24 protein-coding genes and 1 tRNA gene are annotated in these 25,826 nt (G+C 32.8%); 12 read left to right on the top strand and 13 right to left on the bottom strand.

Translation table 11 applies throughout. The features are described 5' to 3' along the window. Positions 1-292 precede the first annotated feature (292 nt). Together ACFSJT_RS09760 and ACFSJT_RS09755 are read right to left on the bottom strand one after the other, a co-directional pair. Complete coding sequence (locus ACFSJT_RS09760; protein ID WP_378320070.1) at positions 293-1,600, bottom strand: ABC1 kinase family protein; 1,308 nt, start codon at positions 1,598-1,600, stop codon at positions 293-295. 46 nt (positions 1,601-1,646) lie between these two features. Continuing rightward, complete coding sequence (locus ACFSJT_RS09755) at positions 1,647-2,312, bottom strand: TetR family transcriptional regulator C-terminal domain-containing protein (protein ID WP_378320069.1); 666 nt, start codon at positions 2,310-2,312, stop codon at positions 1,647-1,649. Between the two features lie 256 nt (positions 2,313-2,568). On the opposite strand from ACFSJT_RS09755, the gene htpG reads away from it, so the two are divergent. After that, positions 2,569-4,458, top strand: a complete 1,890-nt coding sequence (gene htpG / locus ACFSJT_RS09750) for a molecular chaperone HtpG (RefSeq protein ID WP_378320068.1) — start codon at positions 2,569-2,571, stop codon at positions 4,456-4,458. A 783-nt stretch (positions 4,459-5,241) separates the two neighbouring features. Here the strand turns inward: htpG and ACFSJT_RS09745 are convergent. Beyond that, positions 5,242-7,515 carry a S9 family peptidase gene (locus ACFSJT_RS09745; RefSeq protein ID WP_378320176.1) on the bottom strand — a complete coding sequence of 758 codons (2,274 nt, stop codon included), beginning with the start codon at positions 7,513-7,515 and terminating at the stop codon, positions 5,242-5,244. A gap of 296 nt (positions 7,516-7,811) precedes the next feature. On the opposite strand from ACFSJT_RS09745, the gene ACFSJT_RS09740 reads away from it, so the two are divergent. Continuing rightward, a complete protein-coding gene (locus ACFSJT_RS09740; RefSeq protein WP_378320067.1) occupies positions 7,812-8,657 on the top strand; it encodes a hypothetical protein in 846 nt (281 codons plus the stop codon). Positions 8,658-8,806: 149 nt separating this feature from the next. Here the strand turns inward: ACFSJT_RS09740 and ACFSJT_RS09735 are convergent, their stop codons facing one another. After that, on the bottom strand, positions 8,807-9,859 hold the full coding sequence (locus tag ACFSJT_RS09735; RefSeq protein WP_378320066.1) for a M12 family metallopeptidase: 1,053 nt from the start codon (positions 9,857-9,859) through the stop codon (positions 8,807-8,809). A 264-nt stretch (positions 9,860-10,123) separates the two neighbouring features. Between ACFSJT_RS09735 and ACFSJT_RS09730 the strand changes: the two genes are divergently transcribed. From ACFSJT_RS09730 to ACFSJT_RS09720, 3 genes are read left to right on the top strand one after another with little or no spacing between them, the layout of a single operon-like run. Further along, positions 10,124-10,585 (top strand): hypothetical protein, encoded by a 462-nt coding sequence (locus ACFSJT_RS09730; RefSeq protein ID WP_378320065.1) that lies wholly within the window; start codon positions 10,124-10,126, stop codon positions 10,583-10,585. Then, a complete protein-coding gene (locus ACFSJT_RS09725) occupies positions 10,585-10,932 on the top strand; it encodes a DoxX family protein (RefSeq protein ID WP_378320064.1) in 348 nt (115 codons plus the stop codon). Before ACFSJT_RS09730 ends, ACFSJT_RS09725 begins: the two co-directional genes overlap by 1 nt. A 21-nt stretch (positions 10,933-10,953) precedes the next feature. Then, the gene (locus ACFSJT_RS09720) at positions 10,954-11,565 is read left to right on the top strand and encodes an alpha-ketoglutarate-dependent dioxygenase AlkB family protein (RefSeq protein ID WP_378320063.1); all 612 of its coding nucleotides are present in this window, start codon (positions 10,954-10,956) and stop codon (positions 11,563-11,565) included. 198 nt (positions 11,566-11,763) lie between these two features. Here ACFSJT_RS09720 and ACFSJT_RS09715 read toward each other — a convergent pair whose 3' ends face one another. Then, a complete protein-coding gene (locus tag ACFSJT_RS09715; RefSeq protein ID WP_378320062.1) occupies positions 11,764-12,177 on the bottom strand; it encodes a MauE/DoxX family redox-associated membrane protein in 414 nt (137 codons plus the stop codon). A gap of 207 nt (positions 12,178-12,384) precedes the next feature. Here ACFSJT_RS09715 and ACFSJT_RS09710 point away from each other — a divergent pair, with 207 nt between their 5' ends. Beyond that, positions 12,385-13,242 carry a helix-turn-helix domain-containing protein gene (locus ACFSJT_RS09710; protein WP_378320061.1) on the top strand — a complete coding sequence of 286 codons (858 nt, stop codon included), beginning with the start codon at positions 12,385-12,387 and terminating at the stop codon, positions 13,240-13,242. Between the two features lie 4 nt (positions 13,243-13,246). On the opposite strand, the gene ACFSJT_RS09705 is transcribed toward ACFSJT_RS09710, so the two are convergent. Further along, a complete protein-coding gene (locus ACFSJT_RS09705; protein WP_378320060.1) occupies positions 13,247-14,029 on the bottom strand; it encodes a S1/P1 nuclease in 783 nt (260 codons plus the stop codon). A 344-nt stretch (positions 14,030-14,373) separates the two neighbouring features. Between ACFSJT_RS09705 and ACFSJT_RS09700 the strand changes: the two genes are divergently transcribed. The 5 genes from ACFSJT_RS09700 (at position 14,374) to ACFSJT_RS09680 (ending at position 20,243) form a co-directional block, all read left to right on the top strand. Next, a complete protein-coding gene (locus ACFSJT_RS09700) occupies positions 14,374-15,300 on the top strand; it encodes an alpha/beta hydrolase (protein ID WP_378320059.1) in 927 nt (308 codons plus the stop codon). A 44-nt stretch (positions 15,301-15,344) separates the two neighbouring features. Next, positions 15,345-16,151: a Cof-type HAD-IIB family hydrolase gene (locus tag ACFSJT_RS09695; RefSeq protein ID WP_378320058.1), complete on the top strand. Its 807-nt coding sequence runs from the start codon at positions 15,345-15,347 to the stop codon at positions 16,149-16,151. Positions 16,152-16,153: 2 nt separating this feature from the next. Further along, positions 16,154-18,052: a M61 family metallopeptidase gene (locus tag ACFSJT_RS09690; RefSeq protein WP_378320057.1), complete on the top strand. Its 1,899-nt coding sequence runs from the start codon at positions 16,154-16,156 to the stop codon at positions 18,050-18,052. A 78-nt stretch (positions 18,053-18,130) separates the two neighbouring features. Beyond that, positions 18,131-19,435 (top strand): DUF819 family protein, encoded by a 1,305-nt coding sequence (locus ACFSJT_RS09685; RefSeq protein WP_378320056.1) that lies wholly within the window; start codon positions 18,131-18,133, stop codon positions 19,433-19,435. Between the two features lie 58 nt (positions 19,436-19,493). Continuing rightward, the gene (locus tag ACFSJT_RS09680; protein ID WP_378320055.1) at positions 19,494-20,243 is read left to right on the top strand and encodes a DUF4369 domain-containing protein; all 750 of its coding nucleotides are present in this window, start codon (positions 19,494-19,496) and stop codon (positions 20,241-20,243) included. A 27-nt stretch (positions 20,244-20,270) separates the two neighbouring features. On the opposite strand, the gene ACFSJT_RS09675 is transcribed toward ACFSJT_RS09680, so the two are convergent. Continuing rightward, complete coding sequence (locus ACFSJT_RS09675; RefSeq protein ID WP_378320054.1) at positions 20,271-20,909, bottom strand: HAD family hydrolase; 639 nt, start codon at positions 20,907-20,909, stop codon at positions 20,271-20,273. 499 nt (positions 20,910-21,408) lie between these two features. Here ACFSJT_RS09675 and ACFSJT_RS09670 point away from each other — a divergent pair, with 499 nt between their 5' ends. After that, entirely contained in the window at positions 21,409-21,621 is a 213-nt protein-coding gene (locus ACFSJT_RS09670; RefSeq protein ID WP_378320053.1) for a hypothetical protein, read from the top strand. Positions 21,622-21,861: 240 nt separating this feature from the next. Here the strand turns inward: ACFSJT_RS09670 and ACFSJT_RS09665 are convergent. The 6 genes from ACFSJT_RS09665 to ACFSJT_RS09640 all read right to left on the bottom strand — a co-directional run bounded on the left by ACFSJT_RS09665 (position 21,862) and on the right by ACFSJT_RS09640 (position 25,820). Next, positions 21,862-21,935: transfer RNA gene (locus ACFSJT_RS09665), tRNA-Thr, on the bottom strand. A 56-nt stretch (positions 21,936-21,991) separates the two neighbouring features. Next, entirely contained in the window at positions 21,992-22,258 is a 267-nt protein-coding gene (locus ACFSJT_RS09660; protein WP_378320052.1) for a hypothetical protein, read from the bottom strand. A 35-nt stretch (positions 22,259-22,293) separates the two neighbouring features. Further along, positions 22,294-22,755, bottom strand: coding sequence for a peroxiredoxin (locus ACFSJT_RS09655; protein WP_378320051.1), 462 nt, complete (start codon positions 22,753-22,755; stop codon positions 22,294-22,296). A gap of 2 nt (positions 22,756-22,757) precedes the next feature. Continuing rightward, positions 22,758-23,168: a 6-pyruvoyl trahydropterin synthase family protein gene (locus ACFSJT_RS09650; RefSeq protein WP_378320050.1), complete on the bottom strand. Its 411-nt coding sequence runs from the start codon at positions 23,166-23,168 to the stop codon at positions 22,758-22,760. Beyond that, positions 23,165-23,686 carry an isopentenyl-diphosphate Delta-isomerase gene (gene idi / locus ACFSJT_RS09645; RefSeq protein WP_378320049.1) on the bottom strand — a complete coding sequence of 174 codons (522 nt, stop codon included), beginning with the start codon at positions 23,684-23,686 and terminating at the stop codon, positions 23,165-23,167. Before idi ends, ACFSJT_RS09650 begins: the two co-directional genes overlap by 4 nt. Positions 23,687-23,837: 151 nt before the next feature. Then, positions 23,838-25,820 carry an OmpA family protein gene (locus tag ACFSJT_RS09640; RefSeq protein ID WP_378320048.1) on the bottom strand — a complete coding sequence of 661 codons (1,983 nt, stop codon included), beginning with the start codon at positions 25,818-25,820 and terminating at the stop codon, positions 23,838-23,840. Between the last annotated feature and the right edge of the window lie 6 nt (positions 25,821-25,826).

Genomic DNA, 25,826 nt, shown 5'->3' with positions numbered 1-25,826 from the left:
TAGTAGTTAATGGTGTGTTAGAATTTTTAACAGTACTTCAGAGGTTTGCTTGCACTTAAGTTAATAATAACATTGCATTCAAACAACCCTTGTTGTTGCGCTATAAAATTATTGAAAATCAGATGAACTCAAAAAAATAACTCTAAAGTGAAATGAGTTCGACCAATAATCCCTACTATTTTTCGCACATATATATAATCTCTTATTAAAAAGCGAAAGGTGCGCCAACCACAGCGCACCTTTCTAACAACCTAACCAATAAATAAACAAACCAAGCCAGTCGGGTGACTGACTAAAGGTACTTTTCAAAATTGTTTACACGAACTGTAGCTTTCAAATCGTGTAACAAATTGTATAAGCCAAAAAATGTTCTGTTGATATACAAGAAATGTTTACTACCTCTGTTACCATTCATTTTTCTCAGCTCGGTATCCTTTGAATATTTTTCACTTAATTCTGTAATCTTACCCCAAAATTCTTCGCTTGCAAAATCAAAAACCGTTTCATTAAAAGGCTTTGTGAAAAGGCTTAACATTTCATGGAACAACTCCGAGAAGAATCTTTTTTCTTCGGGGGTATCATCTTCTCGGAGTATTTCCAATTGAAACATCTTTTGGGCAAAAAAACAGGGGTCATCTATATTGTTCTTATTAGCTAATTCAAAATAAGGAGTGTAAAATTCTAAAGGCACTTTTTTTACACAACCAAAGTCTATAGCTATAAGATTATCATCCTTATCTACTAAAAAATTACCAGGATGTGGATCTGCATGTACCGCTTTTAATATATGCATCTGGTACATATAAAAATCCCACAGCGCCTGACCAATTTTATTGGCTTTATCCTGATCTTCATTTTGTTTGGCATATTCACTAAGGTGCACACCATCCATCCAATCCATCGTTATAATACGTTCACTAGATAAATTCTCATAATATTTAGGAAACTTCAAGTTCGGAATCTTTGAACACGCTTCAGTTATTTCTTTGCTTTGCTGTACTTCGAGCACATAATCTGTCTCTTCGAGGAGTTTTCCCTCAAGTTCCTGAAAATATTTCTCAGAGTCTTTTCCTTTCAGATTAAACATTCTGATGGCGATGGGCTTCACCATCGCCAAGTCAGAACTTATACTGTTTGCAACTCCAGGATATTGAATTTTCACAGCAAGTTTTTTCCCATCTTTAACAGCTTTGTGTACCTGACCGATACTCGCCGCATTAACAGACTGAGTTGCAAACGTATCATACAAATCCTCTGGATATTTTCCATGATACTTTTTAAATGTTTTTCTAACCAATGGAGCCGACAATGGAGGAACACTAAATTGTGAAAGGGAAAATTTTTCTACATAAGCATTTGGTAGAATATTTTTCTCCATAGAAAGCATTTGAGCTACTTTTAAAGCACTTCCCTTCAAATTCTTTAATCCGTCATAAATGTCAGCCGCGTTATCCTTGTTTAACTGGTCTTTCGTTATATTAGGATTAACAGCTTTTTTACTATAATACTTCAGATAATTACCCCCAACCTTTACACCTGTCTTTACCAGTTCTGTAGTTCTTCCTAATTTGGTCGTTGGTATTTTATCTATTGTTTTCATCTAATTTATCTATCTTAAAGGTCCACTATGCAACTTATTCCTTGCACTAATTCCACATTACTTTTTCCTTCCACAAAAATTTTCCAAAATCGAGAACATTATTTAAAGGTGTATTATCAAACAGGTCAAAAATTGTATTCACAGATTTTTCTATTGCTATATCTGTTTTTTCAAAACCAGCTGACTCATCCCCTATCCAGAAGTTTAGTAAAAATAAGAACTGCAACCATGCCCCTTCAGAAAAGACAGAAACAGGATTTTTAGTAAGCTTGAACATCTTTTCGTCATTATCTTCTTCAATAAGATCAGCGGCAAAATTTTTGATGTGCAGGCGTAATCCTTTTAATTGACTCATATTTTTAAAGGGCACATCATTTTGTTTCAGCACGAATAATACATAACTACGATTTAAGGTCATCATTTCGAAAAGCGTGTAAAATAGAGTTAACATTTTTTCTCTACTACTAAAGTCTGTGTATTCTTTATTCTTTTGTATGGCATTTATAGTAGTTTCAAAGAATGTATTCCAAATACTCTTTTGAACGCTTTCTAAACTTCCAAAAAATTTATAAAAATCTTCTTCGCTTATCTTAATCTCCTTACAAAACTTATATACCGACTTAGGATAACCATCATGTTCTAACACATAAGTCATAAATCCTGATATAATAGCCTTACGATCTGTTGTTTGTTTTTTATTTGATGAAGCCATGTTCGTAAAATTTACCGTAAAGATAATAATTGTTTAACTTTTAATGTAAATTGTTAAACAAAAAAATTTGTTAAAGTTGTTTCAAAAAAACTGAAAGTATATTTGAACTATATTTATAGACGTAATTGCCTATTAATACTTACATAAAGGCATAAAAAGAAATATTTCAATGCCAGTTTGTCAGATAGCTGGTAATGGTATTTTTTTTGAAAGCCTTTTCTACAATAAAGACAACATAAATTAAAACATAATAACAATGACAACAGGAAGTATTAATGTATCTGTAGAGAATATTTTTCCTTTAATTAAAAAATTCTTGTATTCTGATCATGAGATATTCTTACGTGAGTTGATATCGAATTCGACAGATGCGACCTTAAAACTAAAACACTTAACAAGTATAGGTGAAGCTAAGGTTGAATACGGTAATCCTTTTATTGAAGTTAAAATTGATAAAGACAATAAAAAACTTCATATCATAGATCAGGGAATCGGCATGACTGCCGATGAAGTAGAGAAATATATTAATGAAGTTGCTTTCTCTGGTGCAGAAGAATTTCTAGAAAAATATAAAGATAGTGCAAAAGACTCGGGTATTATAGGTCATTTTGGTCTTGGTTTTTACTCTGCTTTTATGGTCGCAGATAAAGTAGAAATCATTACCAAATCATATAAAGATGAGCCTGCTGCACATTGGACTTGTGATGGTTCGCCTACATACAGTCTCGAAGCACATGATAAAACCGAAAGAGGTACAGAAATTATTCTTCATATAAGCGAGGATGATGTAGAGTTTCTTGAAGAAAGTAGAATTAGAGAATTACTGGTAAAGTATAACAAGTTTATGCCTGTTCCTATAAAATTTGGAACCAGAACAGAAACATTACCAAAACCAGAGGGTGCAAAAGAAGATGATCCTGCTCCTACTCAAGAAGTAGATAATATAATTAATAATCCTAATCCTGCCTGGACAAAACAACCAGCAGATTTAAAAGACGAGGATTATAAAGGTTTCTATAGAGAATTATATCCCATGCAATTTGAGGAGCCGTTGTTTAATATTCATCTTAACGTAGACTACCCATTTAACCTTACCGGGATCTTATATTTCCCAAAGTTAGGTCAGGATATGAATCTACAAAAAGATAGAATTCAATTATATCAAAACCAGGTATTTGTAACCGACAACGTCGAGGGAATTGTACCTGAATTCCTTACTATGTTACGTGGAGTTATCGATTCGCCAGATATTCCTTTAAATGTATCGAGATCATACCTTCAGGCAGATGGTAATGTAAAGAAAATAGCAAGTTACATTACTCGTAAAGTTGCGGATAAATTGAACTCGATGTTCAAAAACAATAGAGAAGATTTTGAGCAAAAATGGAACGATATTAAAATTGTAATCGAATATGGAATGCTTTCTGAAGAAAAATTCTTTGAAAAAGCTGACAAGTTTGCGCTTTATCCCACAGTCGATAATACCTTCTTAACTTTTGAAGAGCTGCAGGAAAAAATCAAAGACAATCAAACCGATAAAGATGATAAGTTAGTGATCCTCTATGCTTCAAATAAAGACGAGCAGCACGCATACATAACCGCAGCAAAGGACAAAGGATACGAAGTATTACTATTAGACTCTCCTATTGTTTCACATTTGATTCAAAAATTAGAAACTAATAAAGAAAAAATCACTTTTGCCCGTGTAGATGCCGATCATGTGGATAATCTGATTAAAAAAGATGAGGAAACGATCTCAAAATTATCAGACGAAGAAAAAGAAAGCTTGAAGGCCGACCTAGAGAAAGTAATTCCAGCAGAAAAATATACAGTTCAATTAGAGGCAATGGATAGCAATGCGTCACCGTTTATGATTACACAACCAGAATTTATGCGTCGTATGAAAGAGATGCAACAAACTGGTGGCGGCGGTGGAATGTTTGGTATGGGTAATATGCCAGAAATGTATAATCTTATTGTTAACACCAATCATGAGTTAATTGGTCAAATTGCAAATACCAAAACCGATAAGAAAAAGGAACGTTTGATCAAACAATCTTTGGATTTGGCAAGGCTTTCTCAGAATCTATTGAAGGGAGAAGAATTAACTGCTTTTATTAAACGTAGTTTTGATATGATAAAGTAGTAGTTAAATAATCCAAATTATATAAAACCGCTAGAATATTATTCTTAGCGGTTTTTTTACGACAATTTTTGATTTAAACCTTAAGAATTTAATTTTCGTAATAAATATTCGTTGTAATGAAGACGAGGATTAGAAACTTTGCACTAATAATTTTGACTTATTTAAGTATATATGTATGGTCAAAATTCAGTTTCTGGATACATAAATATGGATAATCCCGAAGTTTGGCAATAGAAAATCTATTTTAACACAGTAGACATTAACAAAAAGCCAGAGGAAATCATTCTAAAATTATAGTATCAAGTAACATTGATAAAGATGGCATTTTTACATTTAATCAAGACGTTTTTACACCCCTAGACAAAGTTTATAAACGAAACATTAACTCTATATCCCGTCAAGAAAAAAAACTTCTTTTAAAGACCTTAAAAATTATACATTCTTCATTCTATCCAAAAAAGTTACACTATTCTTCAAAAAAGGCACTACAACTTGGAAGCTAATCACCATCAATTATCAAGAACAGTTAAACTACTACAGAAGTTTGTGAATCAGAGGACAATATCAATATGCAGAACAAATAGTTACCTATATCGAATATCATCGGGACATGATCGAATTACTTAAGGAAAATAATTATGGAAAAGTTCTAAAAGAAAAAACTGTAGAATTTTAAAATATTTAAGGTTATTTAGAAAACTATCTGGTGATGAACTAAGAAATTATGAAGAAAGATCATAAAAAAAACCTCCTGAGACTTGAGCCTTAAGAGGTTTTATTAGATTATCCTTTGACAGGTTTATTATCTTCCTTTTGTGCTAAATGTTTAGCGTAGAATCCCATCATTGCCTTGTACATAGCTACTGAGTTTTCTTCTTTACCAAAACCATGACCCTCATCATATCGTACCATATACGGCACATCGAATCCTTTTTCACGTAAAGCCTTTACGATCTGATCTGATTCGTCGATATTTACTCTTGGATCATTCGCGCCCTGCACTACAAATAATGGTTTTTTGATCTTATCTATCTGATATACCGGTGACACTTCTTTCATTATTTCTTTCTCCTCTGCAATATCCTCATCATACCAAATTTCTTTAATGATTTTAAGATATGGTTTCCAATAAGGAGGAATTGTTTTCATAAAGGTAAAGATGTTCGAGACCCCAACATAATCTACTCCACAAGCATATAGATCAGGCGTTTTAGTTAAGCCTCTCAAAACGGCATATCCACCGTGACTTCCCCCATAAATAGCAACCCTATCTTTATCTACCCACCCCTGATCGATTACGTATTGCAATCCATCTTCTACATCATCCATTGCTTTTCTTCCTATTTGTTTAAATCCTGATTCAAGAAACTCTCTTCCGTATCCCCCTGATATTCTAAAATTAACCTGTAGTGTTGCATATCCTCTACTAGCAAATAATTGAGCTTCTGGATTGAATCCCCATGAGTCACGAATTCCTTGTGGCCCCCCGTGCGGATTTACAATCAAAGGTACTTTTTTTCCACTCAGTGCCTCTTTTGGCAACGTGATATATCCATGAATTGTAAGACCGTCACGGCTTTTAAAAGTAATGGCACGCATTTCTGCCATATCATTTTCCTTCAGTTGTGGCATTAGATTATATAAAAGTTTAAACTCATCTGACTTGACATCGTAAGAATAGTAAACTCCATATAATTTATCGCTTTGTAAAAAGATCAAATATTTATCTTCTTCATCTGTTTTATCGGCAATTGAATATTGGTGATCAGGAAATTTGGCTACAATTTTTGTATGTAGCTTTTTATAATAATCGCTTACAGGTACAATAACATTTTTTTCGCCTTCATAGGACCAATAGTCCAATTCATATCCCCTTTTTCTAGAAACTGAAAGATTAGAGACATCATATTTATCATTAGAAAACAATTTTTTTATGACTTTATCTGCCTTTAAATCATATAAGTAAATCTGAGACTTATCAGACTCCAAATTAGATACTACATAAGCATCATGAGGGTTTTCTGTCGAATAATCAAAATTTAATATAGAAAATGTATCTTTCCAGTTAAGCTTCTTAATAATCTGATAATTTCCATCTTCTTTCGCATAATAAAAATCGATATTGACCCCATCTCTTATTTTACCATATCCTCTCAAATTCCCATCCTTATCAAAAGTATATCCTGCTATTGGATTTTGAACATCTTCATTCTTAAATAATTGTTTGATTTCTCCGGTTACAATGTTGATTTTATATGGTTCGAAAATTTGTTTATTATTTTTATTCATGGATATGATTATGTGATCCTCATCTTCTTTTAAACTTTCTAAGATGTTGACCTGAACACCCTCAAAAGGGGTTAATTCTTTTCGCTCTGTCCCGTCTATATTAACCGCAAACAAATGATAGTCTTCATTTCCTCCTTTATCCATTACATATACTAACCGATTGTTATTCGCCCATCCGTAACCACGTATAAGTTCTTCTTTCTCTTCAATAACACGAGTCACCTTATCTGTTGCAATTTCTTTTACGTAGATATGGTTTTTTTTGTTTTCATCTTTTTCTCGATATGACATAAACTTTCCGTTGGGGGAAAACCGAAACGTTCTTGCTTTTGGTCTTGCAAAATAATCCTCTACTGAATATTTATAGTCTCCTTTATCCAAATTTGATAATTTCACTAACTCTTCTTCAGAAGTAACCAACTCTGGGTTACCAGGTATTGTTTTTTCAGATTTTTCCATTTGTAATGGTAATTCCATTTCTCCTTGATAAAAAGTGCCATTAAGCTTTTTTTCTTCTAATGCGGCCGTATATTTGATTCCAGCTTGCTTAAACTCTAATGTTAATTGATTGTTTTCTAAAATTACAGTATCCAAAGGAAGTCCTGTAGCCCCCTGAGAAGGACTATCCATAGTCGCAGCCAATACCCCTCCTGTTTTTTCAATATGAAAAACTAAAGGAATTTCGGTGCCTTGAACTGAAACTTTTCCTTTCCAAGTTCCGGTAACCTCCTGACCGTATGATTGATTAAATGACATAAAAAGGAGCATAATTAAAGTGCTCCATATCGGTAAAAATTTTGTTTTCATAATATTAGTTATGATTTGTTAAGATTAAATGTGCTTGTAATGTAAGTAACCAGACATACCTTTTTGTTACACTGTTGAAAGGAATTAACAAAACATTCTAATCTTCTCATCAATTATTTTAGTTAAGTAAAATGTAATACTGTCTGATTTTGTACAGGTAGTAATTGCGCCGATTTGTTACAGTTTTCATAAATAATATGTTTCAGCGTTAGGTTTCACTAATTTTAACACTAATAACATGAACTAAACTTTGTACAATGAAACATTGCTGGATTTTATTACTCACAATAATTTTTATGGGTTGTAATCAAACCAAAAAAGAAAACTCTTCAGATATAGAAAATAATAATGAAGTGATGCCCGTTGAGCCCGATGGCGGTATAGGAGATGGTGCTTTGTCAATAGTTGATCTCTATATCGCAAGTATTGAAAAAGCTCATAAAAAAGAAGAATTCTTAAAGCATAAGGCAATTAGCTTTAGAATTAATTTGAGTTTTGGTGGAAAACAACGTCTCGATAGTAAAATCACAATGCTAACGAATTCTACTAAAATTAGAATAGATAAAAAAGATGGTTCTAAGTTAATTTATACGGGTGAAAAAGCATTTTTATGTCCTAAAGATGCCAATGAAAAAGGAGCTCGTTTTGATATGTTCACCTGGACTTATTTTTTTGGCATGCCGTATAAGTTAAGTGACCCGGGAACGCAATGGGAACTGGGAAACAACAAATCACTTGACGGTATGGATCACCAAACTGCAAAGCTTACTTTTGAGGCAGGAACTGGTGATGCTCCCGATGACTGGTATATTATTTATACAGATCTACAGGAAAATACCTTAAAAGCTGCTGCCTACATTGTAACGTACGGAAGTGAAGGAAATACTTCAAAAGCTGAAGCTGATCCACACGCCATTTACTATAAAGATTTCAAGATCGTAGACGGAATTCCCTTTGCTACTCACTGGGAGTTCTTTGGATGGACTGAAGAGAAAGGGTTAACTGATAAGCTTGGAGAAGCAACTATTACCGATATTACCTTTTTAGAAGAAGAAGGAACAATTTTTGAAACGCCTGATAATGCAAAGGAAATAACCCTTTAATACGGTTAATGTAAAGACGCTATGTCACGTTGAACGGAGTCAAAATGTATTGAAAACCAAATAGTATTGTTTCTCGACTCCGCTCTAAATGACAATATAGAATGTTTATTGGACCTCTTTACTATTTCTTAAACTAATTTCTGAAGAGATTAACTTTTGGCAATATCATTTAGATCTGCCGTAGATTTTCCAGAACTTCTAGAAGATCCGCAAGGTCCAACCAATTCCCATCCACTTGCTAATTTGCGCCATAGGTTTCCTTGATAAGTCACCAAATCACCAGCTTGATATGTTTGAGAACTTGACCATGGCGCTATACCATTACAAATGTCTCCACCACCATTACCGGGGTACATAATACCAATACCCGCAATATCGCCAGACGATAATCCATTTCTTTGCGCGTTATATGTAGAACCATTTTTTCGCACGATTGTTGGTTGTCCGTTGGCAGAAAAAGCATACGAACCGTATAACATAATCGAACCAAAATCTAAAGAACCAGTATATTCATCACCATCATATCCTTGCTGTACATAAGTCTGAAAGTTAAATTCCCTTCCGGATTGTATATTTTGGAAATTGATGGTAATATACTGATCTCTGTCTTTTCTGCTTTGCTCATGCCACAATCCCACAGCATGACCAATCTCATGAATAGTATTTCCCGTAGAACAACCATTAGCAAGATTAATGTTTTGTCGTCCTCCCGTTCTACCAACAGAAGACGAACATCCGCTACCAGACCTAAAATAAATATAAGCAGACTGATTTGTTCTTCTGACAAATGTAAGATCAGTATTGGCCTCCCAGTGAGCGATGGCATCTGTTACCCTCCTTTGGTTTGGTAAACTACTCTGTATATCATAATACACTGTATTATTAGGCCAACGTCTGGTGGTACGCCCGGTACTCTTACCTGTTACTGAAGCTAAATCTTCTTTTGTGAAAATCATATCGCCTTCAAAAACATATTTACCATCAATTTCTTCTACCTCCACAGATCGACCATAGAGATTAACAGTGACAAGTTTTCCTGATGTCTCAGGAAAAGCAATTTCTTGAGTAAAACCGTCCAAATAGGATTGTTCGTTGATTTGTTCTAATGAAGTGTCTGACGGTTCATTCTCGCACGACATGAACATTACACATGTTGCCAATGCCAAAGCACTAAGCACAGTGCTTTTAAAAGATGTTTTCATAATTAATATATTTAAGTTGAACTCTTCAAACTCTAAAAAAGGCCGGCTTATTGTATTCAGTTTATTATATTTTTATTTTTTAGACCAAAATGTTAATAATTTTTCACTAAAAAATCTTATTCACAAAGAATACTTATAGCATATTATTTTTTTGTTACGTATTCTTTATTTATAATTTCAGAATAATATTAGCTAAATGGAACTTATTATTATCTCGATTTTTTTGTATCTTTAAGAAGCGCAAAATCATAATAAATAATTCTCATGACTCCGCTTTTCAAAAAATTACAACTTCCCCCTACCTTAGATGAAGTTCTAATACTTAATGAGCCTGATGGGTTTTGCAAAGAATTGGAATACCTTAAAGATGTAATTGTAAAAGAATCTTTGATTCAGGTATCAGAGGTTGATTTTGCCATTGTTTTTGTCATGGAAAAAAAACAAATTGAAAATCGTATTGAAACCGTATATCCAAAATTGGTTGGAGATGCAATTTTGTGGTTTGCCTATCCTAAAAAGAGCTCTAAGAAATATACTACAGAAATTACCAGAGATCATGGCTGGGGTGTTCTTGGTGATTATAATTTAGAACCAGTAAGACAAGTTTCTATTGATGAAGATTGGACTGCGTTACGTTTTAGAAAAGTTAGTTTCATAAAAAAAATGAATCGAAGTAAAGATTTTGCTCTTAGCGAAGCTGGTGAACAAAAAACTACCGGAGTTTAATGAGTTGGCACCTATACATTTTATCCTTTGTTTTTATTGTAGCCGGTATTTTTCATTTGATTCGCCCAAAGGCATTTATGCGTATAATGCCATTGTATATTCCTTATCATAGATTTCTTGTATACACGAGTGGCATCACCGAAATAGTTGCTGGTGTGGGAGTACTCTTTGTAGCTACCCGAACCATCTCACTCTGGGGAATGGTCATAATGCTAGTTCTGTTTTTTCCAGTGCACATACATATGCTCATAAACAAAAAGGCTAGTCTTAATTTTCCAAAATCAATTCTTGTCTTTAGACTACTTTTGCAATTTGGAATTATCTATTGGGTTTATCAATATATTTAACTTTACCAACATTTTTTTGAAATGAATTTAGATTTATTTGATTCACAAAATAAGCCTATCACTCTGGATATGGACGATGCCGATGTGGTATATTTTCCTAGTTTTTTTAGTAGAGCTAAGTCAGATGAACTTTTTGAAATCTTACAGAAAACTATAGCATGGCGCCAGGACAATATTACCGTCTTCGGAAAAACATATCCACAACCCCGTCTCACAGCCTTGTATGGAAATAATAATAATCCCTACAGTTACTCAAACATTACTATGCATCCCGATCCTTTTACAAAAAATCTGTTATTTATAAAGAAAAAAATTGAAGAGGAATGTAATGTAAATTTCACTTCCTGCTTGCTTAATTTATATCGAGATGGACAAGACAGTAATGGCTGGCACGCCGATAATGAAAAAGAACTAGGTGAAAATCCTGTTATTGCTTCTGTAAGTTTTGGCGAAGAACGCTGGTTTCATTTTAAACATAAAATCAATAAAGATCTAAAACAGAAAATCTTGTTGCAGCATGGTAGTCTTCTTATAATGCAAGGAAAAACACAAGAATGTTGGTTACATCAAATTCCTAAAACTAAAAAAATTACCGATCCAAGAATCAATCTTACATTTAGAGTGATTCGGTAAAGTTAAGGTCTAAAAAGTCGTTGTGCTAAGAAGTAAAAAGAATATATCAAATTTAAATTGCTGTCAAACAAATTACTTCCAAATCAAAAAGTTAGGTAGTGACTTTATGCAATCCATTTCTGACAGCCTTGTTTCCTGGTGAAAAAAATGAATTACAGAAATTATTTGTTTATTGGTAACATAACTTTAGTATTTAAATTATACGATCTGATAAGAATCCTTTGAGAATTTAGTCGAATTATAACTGTGGTTATCCATTTGCAATAATATCATCGAAATCATAAAAAATCCAAAGTGTATACCTGCACAATACCATTGTGAAGCATCTATTAAAAATAAAGTAAAAAAGCCAAATAATATGATGGCCGCTTTTAAAATATTTCGTCTAGAAATATCTAATGCCAGAAAACATCCTATCGTAAATTTCTCGAAAGGAACAAGTGGTGCCAGAGCTTCAATAATGTTAGTATCAAATACTGATACTGCATCAAAATAAACATTTAGTCTATCTAAAAAATCAGAATATTTAATTACATGATACATACTGGTTAATACCAAGAATATTCCAAAGAATACTCGTATGATTTGATATAGATATATTTTAAATTTCATGTGAAGAATCTAAACCAATTTTTGCAATACAAATTTAAACCAGGATCAAAATTACTTACTTGTATAATTCAACATATAACTTGTACGGAAAAACCATAACTACTTAAATATCAAAACAATCAAACAATTTTTCAAGAATACACTTGTGTAAAACATTTGTTAAATTATTGATTTAATTTTTGTAACTTTAAGTGTTAAAAATTGCTTATGAACCGCTATACTTTGCATGAAACCTTTGTGGTACATCAATATTCTGTTGATGAATGGGAAGCAGAACCACATAATCATAATTACTTTGAAATTATTTTCGTCGAAAGAGGAAACGGTCATCATACCATCAATGGTGTTCGATTTCCTTATAGTGAAAATGATATTTTTCTGCTCGCACCTGAAGACACTCATCACTTCGAAATTGAAAAGCATTCTAAATTCACTTATTTTAAGTTTACAGAATTATTATTTTCTAGTAAAGTAAACTTACCCGATAGGAAATATTGGTTACAGCGTATCGAACAACTATTGCACCATCCTAATATTATACCAGGAGATGTGATTTCTCATGAAGAGGATAGGAATATCATTTGGGATATTCACAATGTAGTTCTTGACGAATTTAAAAACGAAAAAATATACTATCAGGAAATTATCTCAAATGCCATAAGTACCATCCTGAGTATTATAATGCGTAATATCTCTGAAAAATATAAATCTAATCAGAGTGAAATTTTAGTAGGGCATTCTAAAATAGATCAGATTCTAGGTCATATACGACAAAATGTGTACGACAATGACCTGACTAAAATAAATTTTTTGGCCAATAAGTTTAATATGTCACAAAGTTCTATTAGTACCTATTTTAAAAGAAAAACCGGTGAATCTATTCACCAATATGTAACCAAATACAAAATGAAACTGGTAGAATACCGGTTGCAACATACTGAATTTACTATTGCCGAAATTGCCTATCAGCTAGGATATACGGATGAAAGTCATCTTACCAAAACATTTAAAAAGCATTTTTTTATGTCACCCAAGCAATATAGAAAAGAATTGGCCCTCAATTAATCTTTTAACCAAAAATATCATTTAAAACTTTGGCCAACCGTATGCCTCCTTTTTGCAATTGTGAGCGCACGATCGGAAAGTTATAATACATATACTTGTATCGCAATTTCTCCCCAATGCTGGCAGAGTCATATACTTTCTTTGCCAGGGCCTGAGACTCGTGCACCCAATCCAAAAGACTTCCTTTTTCGATTTCTTTGATTCGAATCTTTGATAATTGTGTTCTGTTTAAAGATAACTCGGTATAACTCATTCCGTAATAATCTATCATATCACTATCCCAAACCCGATGCAGGTTAGAGCCTTCTCTAAACCACTGCACCTGAATATCATTACCACCTTTATCTTCTCCTCTTCCTATATGCAAGGGTTGGTGAAGATCTCCAATAAAATGAACCAACATCTTAAGGTAAAACTGTTTGTCTTCTATTGATGATTTTTCATCCTTAAGAACTTCAATACACTTATTGATTCCTTGAACCAGATCTCCATATTCACTGGGAGTCTCTTCTTCATATTTCTTTTCAAAAGAAAAGTTCACATAATGCCAGGGACTATAACTTTTGTATTTTTCGTCGCTTTTAATTTCATCAGCAAAAGTTGAGACCATGGCTAAGCTTTGACCGTTAAGTAATGTAGCTATATTTCTCTTAGCTTTGTTGGTTAGGTGTGCCTCTGCAATCTCACCGGTAGCTCTATGTCCCGTTTTTCCCCAATCATAACTTGAAGCATAAGCTGTTATAGACATGAATGTAATTGCAAGGACTATTATATTTCGGATATTCATTCGTTTAAACATTTTAATTAATTGAAATTAAATGAACCAAATACTTAAGAGCGAATGTAACCGCTTCGCTCACTTGTTAAAAAATTTTAAACATTGCCTTTTTTCAAATTAGGTTTAAAATTATTAGTGTTTGTTTCAGTACCATTTATTTTGCAGCAAAGATAAAAAAGGGTATGTTAGTGATTGGTTAAAAAATGCAAGAAAAATATATTTGATGATGAAAAATCAAAAGAAGCTTTTTTAGAACGTAATCCGGATTTACAAAAACCACTGTAATTTTAGAAAATCAAAACATGATGTATTTTTTACCGTTAGGTAAGTATCTTAAAATAATTTACCCCATTATGAAGTTTAAACTTTCTTTATTTTTCATTGTAATGTCCACCTTCTGTTTTGGTCAGGAGAAAGAATTTAATTCTGCCATAGTTAAGGTCAATAAGTACATCGAAGGATCTTTAGTCACACCGTATTCCGATCAAGAAGTATCACTTCTTATTTTTGTCATGGATGCAGGAGCAATTAATAGAGACGGTAACGATCGAATGTCTAAAAACGATACCTTCAAAAAATTATCTTATGAGCTAGCCAAAAAGGGAATAGCATCTTACAGCTACGATAAGAGATTATTTAAAATGGATGGATTAGGAATCAGGGAACATGAAATTTCTATTGATCATTTTATTGAAGATGCGAAATCAGTTATAAGCTATTTCAAAAAAAATAAAAATTATACCAAAATTATAATTTTGGGTCATGGGCAAGGTTCTTTGATAGGTATGCTAGCCGCAAAAAATAATGCAGATGGATTTATATCAATAGCAGGAAACGGGAAATCTATTGATCAGGTCATAGTAGAGCAAATTTCGAAACAAGCACCAGGTCTCGATAAAAGTGCTTCAATTGCCTTTAAACAATTAAGGGAAAATGGAAGAGCTACAGGCTATGAACCCGCATTAGAATCTATTTTTAGGTATGATTTGCAACCTTTTATGAAATCATGGGTAAAGTATGATCCTTCCCAAGAGATTTCTAAGTTAGAAATGCCTATTCTAATATTGCATGGAGACAAAGATATCCAGGTAGAAGTAGCACAAGCAGAAAAACTAAAAGAATCTGCCCCACAAGCAGAATTGATGATAATTAATAATATGAACCATATCTTAAGAGAAATAAAAGGAGGGCGACTAGAAAATCAAAAGTCATACAATGAGTCATGGCGAAAAATAATGCCAGAAGTTCTCTCGAGTATTGCTAACTTTGTAAATCAGTAGTTAGATATTCTAAATATAGATGAACCCAAATCCTAAATCTTAGAATGCCACATCGCATTGTTTTTTCCGATATTGATGGAACCCTATTAAACTCTCAAAGAGAGCTTTCAGACTTTACCATTTCTGAGATAAAAAGAATAAAAGATACGATCCCGGTAATACTAATATCTTCTAGAATGCCAAGCGCGATGACACATTTGCAAGAAGAATTACAAATTACAAATCAGCCGCTAATATGTTATAATGGTGGACTCATTCTCGTTAATAAAAAACCTATTCATTCTACTTTTATATCTTTAGATATTCTGGAAGCGCTTAATGACTTCAACAGGAATCAGAAGGTACACCTAAGCTTATATCACAATGATGACTGGTATGTGCCTGAAATGGATTTTTGGGCTAACAGAGAAGCTCAAAATACCAAAGTAAATCCTGTCGTAAAATCAACGCAATATGTCCTTAACGAATGGAAAAAACAAAATAAGGGAGCTCATAAAATTATGTGTATGGGAGAAGAAGGATATATTGATAACACTTATAAATTTCTGGTAGATACCTTTGGAGAGGAGCTGCACTTGTATCGTTCTAAACCCACGTATATAGAGATTGCGCACAAAAGTATTTCAAAACTAACAGCCATAAAAATTTTACTGAATATACATTTTGACATTCCTATTTCGGAAGCATTAGCTTTCGGGGATAATTATAACGATATTGAGATGATAAAAGCTGTAGGTATGGGGGTAGCAGTGGCAAATGCAAAATCAGAAACCAAAGAAGTGGCAAATGTAGTGACTTTGTCAGGAAAAGAAAATGGAGTTGCAATGTATATCAAAAATAACATTAAATAATTGTGCTAAAAATATTAAAAACGATTACCAACTTTGCATTTGCTATATCATTATTTAATGTAATGGCAGGTTGCAAAACTTCACAATTTGCAGTTGCTGACAATATTTCTTCGATCATAGCATCAATAGATTTGGTTAATGTTGTCGATGACAAAGTCAAAGTGGACATACAAGTGAATACTTTTGATACCGATACCATTAGCTATTACATCCCAAAAATTGTTCCTGGCACCTATCAAAATAATAACTACGGAAAGTTCATTGAAGATTTTAAGGCTTTTGATAAAGATGGTAATCAATTATATACTCAAAAACACGGAGATAATCGTTGGAAAATAAACAACGCAAAAGAACTTCACAAAATAAGCTATTTGGTGAACGACACCTTTGATGTCGAAGATACACATGAGATATTCTCTCCAACAGGTACAAATATTTCAAAAAACAAAAATTTCGTTTTAAATCTTTATGGCTTCGTAGGCTATTTCGATAAGCTAAAGGAAATTAAATATAAGCTTTTTATAAAACATCCAAAGACATTGGAAGCAGCGTCTTCTAACGAAGAAATAATACCTGAAAAGCCTGTTAACAATCCAAATTATGATGTTGATTATTTTGCGTATCAAAGATATGCCGATATTGTAGATTCACCGATAATGTATTCTAATTCAAATCATGTAACCTTTACGGTTAATGATTTAGAAGTTTTATTTAGCGTCTACTCCCCAAATAATGTACATACCGCAGAGCGCCTAAAGCCACAAATGGAGCGTATGATCAGAGCGCAAAGTAATTTTATTGGTGATAATATAGAGACAACTAAAAAATATAGTATTCTACTGTATCTTTCGACTACAAAACCAAATGATGCAAAAGGTTTTGGAGCATTAGAGCACAGTTCTTCTACAGTAGCAGTATTGCCCGAATCACTTTCGGTTCAAAAACTTAATGATGCGCTTACAGATGTAGTTTCACATGAGTTTTTTCATATCATTACGCCCATCAACATTCACTCTGAAGAAATTCATGATTTTGATTATAATAGTCCAAAAATGTCACAACATCTTTGGCTTTATGAAGGAAGTCCCGAGTATTTTTCATTGTTGTTCCAAATTACTCAAGGATTGATCACAAAAGAGGAGTTTCTAGAACGAATTTTAGAAAAGATAGTAGCCTCCAAAAATTTCGACAACTCTATGTCTTTTGCTACTATGAGCAAGAATATTTTGATATCACCTTATCGTCAAAACTATCGTAATGTTTATGAGAAAGGAGCACTAATTTCTATGTGTATAGATATTATTATGCGAGAAAAAAGCGATGGGATTTATGGAGCACTTGATCTTATTAAAAATTTATCATTAAGATTTGGTCGGGACACTCCCTTTAAAGATAAAAACTTAATTAATATTATTGAAGAAGTTTCTTATCCCGAAGTTAGCACATTTCTAGAGAAGCATGTTATTGATAATCAACCTATCGATTATAGCTATTTTCTCAACAAAGTCGGAGTAACTTTTGGAACTAAAGATGTTACTTCCTCGTATTTTATTCATGAACAACAGCCTTTCGTAAAAGGATCAGAAACCTCGAATGAGGTAGTTTTTGCTACAGACATTCCTTTTAACAGTTTTCTGAAAAAAATTGGTATACAAAGAGGAGACGTATTGCTCAGTATTAATAAAAAAGCATACAATATTAAAAACATTTATGATTTATTTGGAGACTCTAATGAATGGAAAGTTGGTGATGAAATTACCTTTCACATTAAACGAGAAGGCAAGGAGATTACTTTAAACTCAAAAGTAATACAACCCACAGTACAAAAAATAATTTTGGAACAAAACCCTGAATCTCAAGAACGGCCAACAAAATTGTTCAAAAAATGGATAAATGATTAAAACTTTCTATGTCTTCCTGTCAAGTCTTTTTTAAAATAATGTATTTTGCAATGCTCATTTTAAAATCAACGCGCTAGAATGGAAAACGTTCCTTTTTTTACAGATGACACGATAGTTTTTGGTATTTTAATGCTCTGTTTAGGTTTAGTATTTTATACGGCTTCAATTAATAAAGGCTTTTGGAAATCTTTCTACAAATTTGTACCAGCCCTATTACTTTGTTATCTCTTACCAGCCATATTTAATTCTTTAGGTATTATTTCTCCCGAATGGAAAGAACTAAATGCTGATGGAGAATTGATTGAAAAATCATCTAACGTCTATTACATTGCCAGTAGATATCTTTTACCTGCATCATTGGTATTAATGACTTTAAGTATCGATCTAAAAGGTATTTTTAATCTTGGTCCTAAAGCACTGATCATGTTTATTACAGGGACATTAGGAATCGTTTTTGGTGGGCCTATTGCCATTTTACTAATTTCTATTGTTTCTCCAGAAACAGTAGGTGGTGTAGGATTTGATGCTGTATGGAGAGGACTATCTACCCTTGCAGGAAGTTGGATTGGTGGAGGTGCCAATCAAGCGGCGATGCTCGAAATTTATCAATATAATCCAGATAAATACGGCGGAATGGTACTGGTAGATATAGTAGTTGCCAACTTATGGATGGCTATTCTGCTTATTGGCATAGGGAAAAGTAATAAAATTGATGCTTGGTTAAAAGCTGACAATAGCGCTATCGAATCTCTAAAGAAAAAAGTATCAGAATATGCAGAAAGTATTACGCGAAATCCATCACTAACAGATTATATTATCATGCTTTCTATTGCTTTTGTGGCTGTTGGAATAGCACATTGGGGAGCCGGGGGTATTTCAAGATTACTGTCAAATAATTTTGAAATATTTAATGATAAGAGCTCTGCCCTATCCTCATTTACTTCTAAATTTTTCTGGATGATCACTATTGCAACGGCTATTGGTATTGTATTGTCCTACACCAAAGTAAAGCAATATGAGGGTGCTGGTGCAAGTAAAATTGGAAGTATTTTTATTTACATCCTGGTAGCTACTATTGGTATGAAAATGGATCTAGGTATGGTTTTCGAAAATCCTGGGCTAATTGCCATAGGACTAGTCTGGATGACGATACATGCACTATTATTGATTGGTGTTGCCAAAATTATAAAAGCACCTTACTTTTTTCTTGCCGTTGGTAGCCAGGCCAATGTTGGTGGCGCAGCATCTGCACCTGTAGTAGCTGCAGCTTTTCACCCTTCTCTAGCAACTGTTGGAGTACTATTGGCAGTGTTAGGATATGTGGTCGGTACATACGGCGCTATTTTATGTACTATTTTGATGCAAATCGCTTCTGGAAGTTAGTATTTCATTCTAATTTATAGCATATTTGTATCCCATTTTCAAAACTTACAAATCATACATGAGAAATTTTACAATTATACTATTAGTAACTATGTTCTTGGCCAATTGTTCTTCTCCTAAAAAGGAAGGGAACGTTACCATTAGCGGTAATATTAAAGGCTTAAAAAAAGGGACTTTGTATTTACAAAGAGTTGAAGATACTATGCTTGTTAATATAGACTCTGTATTTATAGATGGGGATTCTGAGTTTTTGATGAAATCCAACGTGTCTGAACCGGAAATTCACTATTTATATCTTGATAAAAAAGATGGAGCTCAATATAACGATCGTATCGACTTTTTTGCTGAACCTGGGGAAATTACTATATCGACAACATTAAATGACTTTGAAAAAGATATAAAAATTACTGGTGGAAAGAACGAAATGAAATATCAGGAATACAAAAAAATGCTCCAGAGATTTAATGAAAGAAACTTAAGGCTCATCAAAGAAGATTTTGAAGCTACTAAGCAAAAGGATGAGGAGAAGCTGATTGAAAATGATCAGGCCTACCAAAATCTCACAAAACAGAAATATCTGTACACTATCAATTTTGCGATCTACAATAGAAAATTAGAAGTAGCACCATATATTACACTTAGCGAAGTGTTCGATGCTAATATTAAATTTCTGGATACAGTAGCTAGATCCCTAAGTCCTAAAGTAAAAAAATCAAAGTACGGGAAACAACTTATTGAATATATCAACGATCGTAAAGCAAAAGAAGCTGATATCATAAAGCAAAATGATTCTATTACTAGAAAGTGACAAGATGAATTATCAAGATCCTAGAACCTATTTTACAGCCAAAATCGGAATTAATTCTTTAAAATTCGAAATATAATAGTTTGCATATTCTGATCTCTTTTGACCAAATTTAGCAACCTGTATCGTGTTTAAGCCTAATTCGAATCCGGCTTTTAATTCTGAATGAGGGTTATCACCAACAATATAAACGAATTCTGGCTTTATATTTTTGTCTAAAAGAATATTTTTAAAAATTCCTTTCTTGAAAATTCTTTTAGGATCTAATATATCGTCAATATAAATTTTATTAAATTCTTTTTCTAATCCTAAATGTTGAATTTTAGCATTTTGTAATTTGCTAAATCCGGTAGTCACAAGTACCTTTTCTTGTTTTAAATTTTTAACAAGATTAAAATCTTCAAAAGGTTGAACTTTCAGGTTATATTCATTTTCATTTACTAAACGGGCAAATTCAGAATTTTGATACTCATCAAATTTATAGGTATCAGCTATAACATCAAAAGGATATTTCCACAATTTAGCAACAATTTCTTTGGCCAATTCTGTGCCAAATCTATGAATTAGCAAATGCTCAAATTTGTCTAAAATTGGCTTAACCGGTTCTTCTCCAATAGACTTTGTTTCAAATATGGTGTCATCCATGTCGAAAATCAAAAATTCATTCATTAAGACATTTTTTAACTAATAAATAATGTGAAATATATGAATTAGATGAACTTAATCTTCTACTATCCGTTATAGCAAGAAATTATGTTTCAGTTTCAGTTCAAATTCTGTAATCCCCCCTCTGGTCATATTTTAAATATAACATTTCTTCACTTCAACTACAACTTAATGCAGATTTCTCTTTGCGACACGTTTCTTAGATAATAAAAAAAGTGGTGAAGCCAAATTCAGAAATTGTTAGAGACTCCAAATCATGGCATGCTGATTATAAACATGTAGTGAGCTATAAAGTAAAACAATTTGAAATATTCAGATAAACTTATTCTATTAAAAACTTGCAGACTCAATTCAATACAATTAAAGAGCTACAAGAAAATAATAGTAAAAATTAAACTAATAATTATTACGAGTAATTTTCCTTCAAATGTTTGTGGTGAATCCTCAATAGAATAATCAGTTTTTTTCTTAATTTAGAACTAAATCTTAAAACCAAAAAATCATGTTAAAAACTATCTTAAATCTAGAGGGAGCACAAAGTCTTAAAAAAAGTGAGCAAAAAGCAATAAACGGTGGACAACTAGTGCCTATCTTATGTTGCAACCCCATTATGGAGTGTTGTACAACTACGAGTGTAGCGCTAAATAATCCTAGCTGTGGTGCCTCCTATAAGCCGGGTTGTAGATTTCATAAAGCTAATGGTTGTTGTGCCTAAGATGTTTAATACATTTATAATACAACTTAGTTTAGGCGCATTAAGGATGGGCTTCTTGTCCTCATAAATCTCTAATATTATAAAAAACAAAAGCTCTGAAACCAAATTCAGAGCTTTTCTCCAAGAGCCGATAGAGGGACTCCCTTCGACTTCGCTCAGGACAGGCTTCTCGTCCTCATAAATCTCTAATATTATAAAAAAACAAAAGCTCTGAAACCAAATTCAGAGCTTTTCTCCAAGAGCCGATAGAGGGACTCGAACCCACGACCTGCTGATTACAAATCAGCTGCTCTAGCCAGCTGAGCTATATCGGCAAAAGCGGTGCAAATATAATTTCTAGAATCATATTTGCAAATACTTTTTTAAAAAATTATAATGCGTTTACTTTATCGACCAAAGTTTGTGCAGTTTTCTCTAAATCTTTACGAATAGCCTTAAAATGCTTTGAAGGATTTTCTATACTGCGATCGTTTACTCTTTCGATAAGTTCATCAAAAGACTTGATTGCTTCATCTATAATTGCTTCTCCTTTTTTATTATCTTTCTTGGGGTTGTCTAGCTCCCAAACATATACTTCTTCAATAATATCACCTAATACGTAGTTGATGTCTTTCTTAAGGTCTCTCTTATTTGCCATATCAAATTTATTTTGTCTAAAATTAGTATTTTCTATTACATCACAGCTAATTCTTTTACTTTAGCCATGGCTTTTTTTAAATGCCTTGTTGCGTTTATGCTATTAAACTTTAATTGAACTACACCCTGTTTATTAATTACGTAGGTCTCTCTTCCCGGAAGCATTCCAAACAATTCAGATTTTACCCCAAAAAGTTTTCTTAGTTTTCCCTTATGATCAGAAAGAAAAATAAATGGAAGTCTGTATCGATTTTTAAACTTAACATGCGATGCTATCGTATCAGAGCTTATTGCAATAACTTCTGCTCCTAAGGATGTAAACTCCTCATAATTATCTCTAAAATCGCATGCCTCTTTAGTACAACCAGGGGTAAAGTTTTTCGGATAAAAATAAATTACAACAGGTTTCTTACCAATGATATCGATGCTCTTAAAATTTTCTCCATGATCATTTATTGCTTCAAATTCTGGCACTTTATCTCCAACTTCTAATCCCATAGTTATTCTCCTTTATAAATTACAAAATTACGTGGTGTCTCATACAAGGTTATTTCAATATCATACTTGACATCAATTTTTGTTCGTAATCGGTTCCAAATTACTACCGCTATATTTTCTACAGTAGGATTTAGATCAATAAACTCTTTTACCTCTTCATTCAGATTTTTATGATCCATATAATCTTCTATCTCGGTTTTGATGTATCCTTTTAAAATTTTCAGATCTATCAAATATCCGGTTTCCTGATCAATTTCACCTAGCACACTTACGATTAGCTCATAATTATGCCCGTGGTATTTTGGGTTGCTACATTTACCAAATACCTCTAAGTTTTTTTCATCGCTCCAATCTTTTCTGTATAATCGATGTGCGGCATTAAAATGTGCTTTTCTACAAGCTTTAATCCTCATAATGTGATATGTGAATAAAATTTATCAAAAATGATCTTAAACCACTCTGTATAGATTTCAGGGTGTTTTATAATATCATTCTTTACCTCTTCAATAGGCATCCATTTCCAATCGGCAACTTCATCAGGGTTTATTACGGGATCTTTTTCATAACTACCAATTAGGACATGATCATATTCGTGTTCTGTTAGTCCATTATCAAAAGGAGCTTTATAAATAAATGAAACGGAATCCTTGAGTGCGGTGACAAACCCCATTTCTTCCTGTAATCTACGTTTGCCCGCATCCATATTACTTTCTCCGTCCCGTTGGTGACTGCAACAGGTATTTGTCCATAAACCTGGTGAATGATATTTATGATGAGCTCTTTGTTGAAGCATTAATTCATTTTTGTTATTAATCACAAATACTGAAAAAGCACGGTGCAGCACCGCCTTTTGGTGTGCTTCTAATTTGGGCATAAGCCCTATTTGTTCATCATTCTCGTTAACTAAAATGACTTTTTCTTCTTCTTTCATAGTTTTCTTGGTTCAAAATTACAAAATCATATAAGTAAATCATAATCTATCACCTTTTATAACCGTTCAAAATAGAATCTATTGTAATTAATTATAAACAAAAAACACCTTACTAACTAAGGTGTTTTTGACTATATAGTTTATACATTTATTATTGATCTATAATAATAAATTCACTTCTCCGGTTTTTCTCATGTTCTTCTTCAGAACATTTTACCCCATATACACAATCATTTAGTAACTCTTCTTCGCCATATCCTCGGCTGGATAATCGGTTTCTATCTATAGCTCCTATTATCGCTATATAGTTAAGCGTTTTCCTTGCTCTTCTACTACTCAATTTTTTATTATATTCTGCAGAAGCTCTACTATCAGTGTGAGATCGAACCTCTATTTTCAAATTAGGATATTGTTTCATCACTTCTATAACTTTGGCAAGTTCTACCTTGGCATCTGGTCTAATGAGATAATCATTAAAATCAAAGTAAATAGGTTTCAGTTGTAATATTTTTGCTAAATCATCACCTACCTGAACTACTTTTACTTCTCTTACCAATCGAAGATCTCTATAATTTGATAGATCTACTGTTTGTGTTTCATCCGGAGTAGTGATTAACATCTCTGTGCTAGAGTAATCCAATTTCTCAATACGTATAAAGTATTTAGCGCCACATTCAATTTTATTTGTGGTTGCATACATCCCGTCATCTCCTGCTTCGATTACTTCAATAACATCATATTTTTCATTATAAATAGTTACTACTGCTCCCGAAATTATCTCTTCGGTATCACCATCTTTTACTACTCCAGTAATAGTAATTTCGCAGAATGTTTTTAAATCTTCCAACTGCATAAAATGGTAAATATCATCCTTTCCCTTACCTCCCTCACGATTAGAAGAAAAATACCCTCTTTTTGAGGTGTCTGATACAATAAAGGCAAAATCATCTTTTGGGCCATTAATGGGCTTTCCCATATTAATAGCTAATTTTTCTTCTTTTGTGGTAGGCTTAAGTTTGGTTACAAACACATCAAGGCCTCCCAGTCCAATATGACCATCTGAAGAAAAATATAAATCTCCCTTCTCGCTTATAAAGGGAAAGGTTTCCTTTCCTTCAGTATTAATTCGACTTCCCAGGTTTTTGGGTTTGCCAAAACTTCCATCATCTTTAATAGCTACCTCATACAAATCTGAAGCTCCTTGACCACCAGGCATGTCTGATGAAAAATATAATGTTTTCTCATCAGTACTTAATGCTGGATGAGCAGTAGAATACTCATTACTATTGAACGATAGACTCTGGGGTTTCGACCATTCTCCTTCACCGTTTTTCGATGAACGAAAAATTTTTAATCTATTTGTTCCTTCCTGATCTTTACCAAACTTCTCTCCATCAAAATTATTTCTTGTAAAATACACCGTACTTTCATCTTTGGTGAAAATTGCAGTAGACTCATGAAATTTTGAATTTAATCTATCGTTGAACTTTTTGCTTTTAGAAAAGCTATTATTCACAGAATCGTAATGTGTAACAAAAAGGTCTAAAAAAGCTTCATTATTCCATTGATGTACATTGTTCTTAAGTATTAAGGTATCTCTTGAAGAACTAAAGACAATGTTATCACCATAAAAAGCTGCCCCGAAATCTGTAAATGATGTGTTAAAAGTGGCATTTTCTATAGTATATCGGCCTGATTGAAGCTCTATTCGCTCTAAATAATTAGGAATGCTATCGAACAACTGAGCCCTTTTATCATTTTTACTAAGTTGAACAAATTCTTTCATATAGATATCAGATTCTTCGAACCGTTTCGCAGATTTCAAGGTTTGAGCATATCTGAAATAATATTCCGCTTTAATTTTATCAGGATAAGAAATCACTAATTCTTGATACCAATACAGGGCCTCTTCAAATTGACTATTAAAATAGTAACTATCTCCTAAATGGCTAAAAAGTTCTACACTTCTATATCCTTTCTCGGCAACTTTTAAGTAAGTTTCCTGGGCATCAATGTATTGATAATTGTTGTATTGATTTTTAGCTTTGGCCAATTTTTTTTCTTGACCAAAAAGGTTTCCTCCTATAAAGAAAGTGAAAAGAACTAATAAAAACTTAAGTAAATATTTCATCATACTTGA

Source organism: Aquimarina celericrescens (assembly GCF_042682765.1).
Classification (GTDB): domain Bacteria; phylum Bacteroidota; class Bacteroidia; order Flavobacteriales; family Flavobacteriaceae; genus Aquimarina; species Aquimarina celericrescens.
The sequence above is the reverse complement of the archived record's forward strand: the minus strand, read 5'-3'. Positions and strand labels throughout refer to the sequence as shown.

What these genes read in the sequence shown, in the direction of transcription:
- ACFSJT_RS09760 (WP_378320070.1), bottom strand. Translation starts at nt 1,600, where the DNA reads ATGAAAACAATAGATAAAATACCAACGACCAAATTAGGAAGAACTACA.
- ACFSJT_RS09755 (WP_378320069.1), bottom strand. Translation starts at nt 2,312, where the DNA reads ATGGCTTCATCAAATAAAAAACAAACAACAGATCGTAAGGCTATTATA.
- htpG (WP_378320068.1), top strand. Translation starts at nt 2,569, where the DNA reads ATGACAACAGGAAGTATTAATGTATCTGTAGAGAATATTTTTCCTTTA.
- ACFSJT_RS09745 (WP_378320176.1), bottom strand. Translation starts at nt 7,515, where the DNA reads ATGCTCCTTTTTATGTCATTTAATCAATCATACGGTCAGGAGGTTACC.
- ACFSJT_RS09740 (WP_378320067.1), top strand. Translation starts at nt 7,812, where the DNA reads ATGAAACATTGCTGGATTTTATTACTCACAATAATTTTTATGGGTTGT.
- ACFSJT_RS09735 (WP_378320066.1), bottom strand. Translation starts at nt 9,859, where the DNA reads ATGAAAACATCTTTTAAAAGCACTGTGCTTAGTGCTTTGGCATTGGCA.
- ACFSJT_RS09730 (WP_378320065.1), top strand. Translation starts at nt 10,124, where the DNA reads ATGACTCCGCTTTTCAAAAAATTACAACTTCCCCCTACCTTAGATGAA.
- ACFSJT_RS09725 (WP_378320064.1), top strand. Translation starts at nt 10,585, where the DNA reads ATGAGTTGGCACCTATACATTTTATCCTTTGTTTTTATTGTAGCCGGT.
- ACFSJT_RS09720 (WP_378320063.1), top strand. Translation starts at nt 10,954, where the DNA reads ATGAATTTAGATTTATTTGATTCACAAAATAAGCCTATCACTCTGGAT.
- ACFSJT_RS09715 (WP_378320062.1), bottom strand. Translation starts at nt 12,177, where the DNA reads ATGAAATTTAAAATATATCTATATCAAATCATACGAGTATTCTTTGGA.
- ACFSJT_RS09710 (WP_378320061.1), top strand. Translation starts at nt 12,385, where the DNA reads ATGAACCGCTATACTTTGCATGAAACCTTTGTGGTACATCAATATTCT.
- ACFSJT_RS09705 (WP_378320060.1), bottom strand. Translation starts at nt 14,029, where the DNA reads ATGAATATCCGAAATATAATAGTCCTTGCAATTACATTCATGTCTATA.
- ACFSJT_RS09700 (WP_378320059.1), top strand. Translation starts at nt 14,374, where the DNA reads ATGAAGTTTAAACTTTCTTTATTTTTCATTGTAATGTCCACCTTCTGT.
- ACFSJT_RS09695 (WP_378320058.1), top strand. Translation starts at nt 15,345, where the DNA reads ATGCCACATCGCATTGTTTTTTCCGATATTGATGGAACCCTATTAAAC.
- ACFSJT_RS09685 (WP_378320056.1), top strand. Translation starts at nt 18,131, where the DNA reads ATGGAAAACGTTCCTTTTTTTACAGATGACACGATAGTTTTTGGTATT.
- ACFSJT_RS09680 (WP_378320055.1), top strand. Translation starts at nt 19,494, where the DNA reads ATGAGAAATTTTACAATTATACTATTAGTAACTATGTTCTTGGCCAAT.
- ACFSJT_RS09675 (WP_378320054.1), bottom strand. Translation starts at nt 20,909, where the DNA reads ATGAATGAATTTTTGATTTTCGACATGGATGACACCATATTTGAAACA.
- ACFSJT_RS09670 (WP_378320053.1), top strand. Translation starts at nt 21,409, where the DNA reads ATGTTAAAAACTATCTTAAATCTAGAGGGAGCACAAAGTCTTAAAAAA.
- ACFSJT_RS09660 (WP_378320052.1), bottom strand. Translation starts at nt 22,258, where the DNA reads ATGGCAAATAAGAGAGACCTTAAGAAAGACATCAACTACGTATTAGGT.
- ACFSJT_RS09655 (WP_378320051.1), bottom strand. Translation starts at nt 22,755, where the DNA reads ATGGGATTAGAAGTTGGAGATAAAGTGCCAGAATTTGAAGCAATAAAT.
- ACFSJT_RS09650 (WP_378320050.1), bottom strand. Translation starts at nt 23,168, where the DNA reads ATGAGGATTAAAGCTTGTAGAAAAGCACATTTTAATGCCGCACATCGA.
- idi (WP_378320049.1), bottom strand. Translation starts at nt 23,686, where the DNA reads ATGAAAGAAGAAGAAAAAGTCATTTTAGTTAACGAGAATGATGAACAA.
- ACFSJT_RS09640 (WP_378320048.1), bottom strand. Translation starts at nt 25,820, where the DNA reads ATGATGAAATATTTACTTAAGTTTTTATTAGTTCTTTTCACTTTCTTT.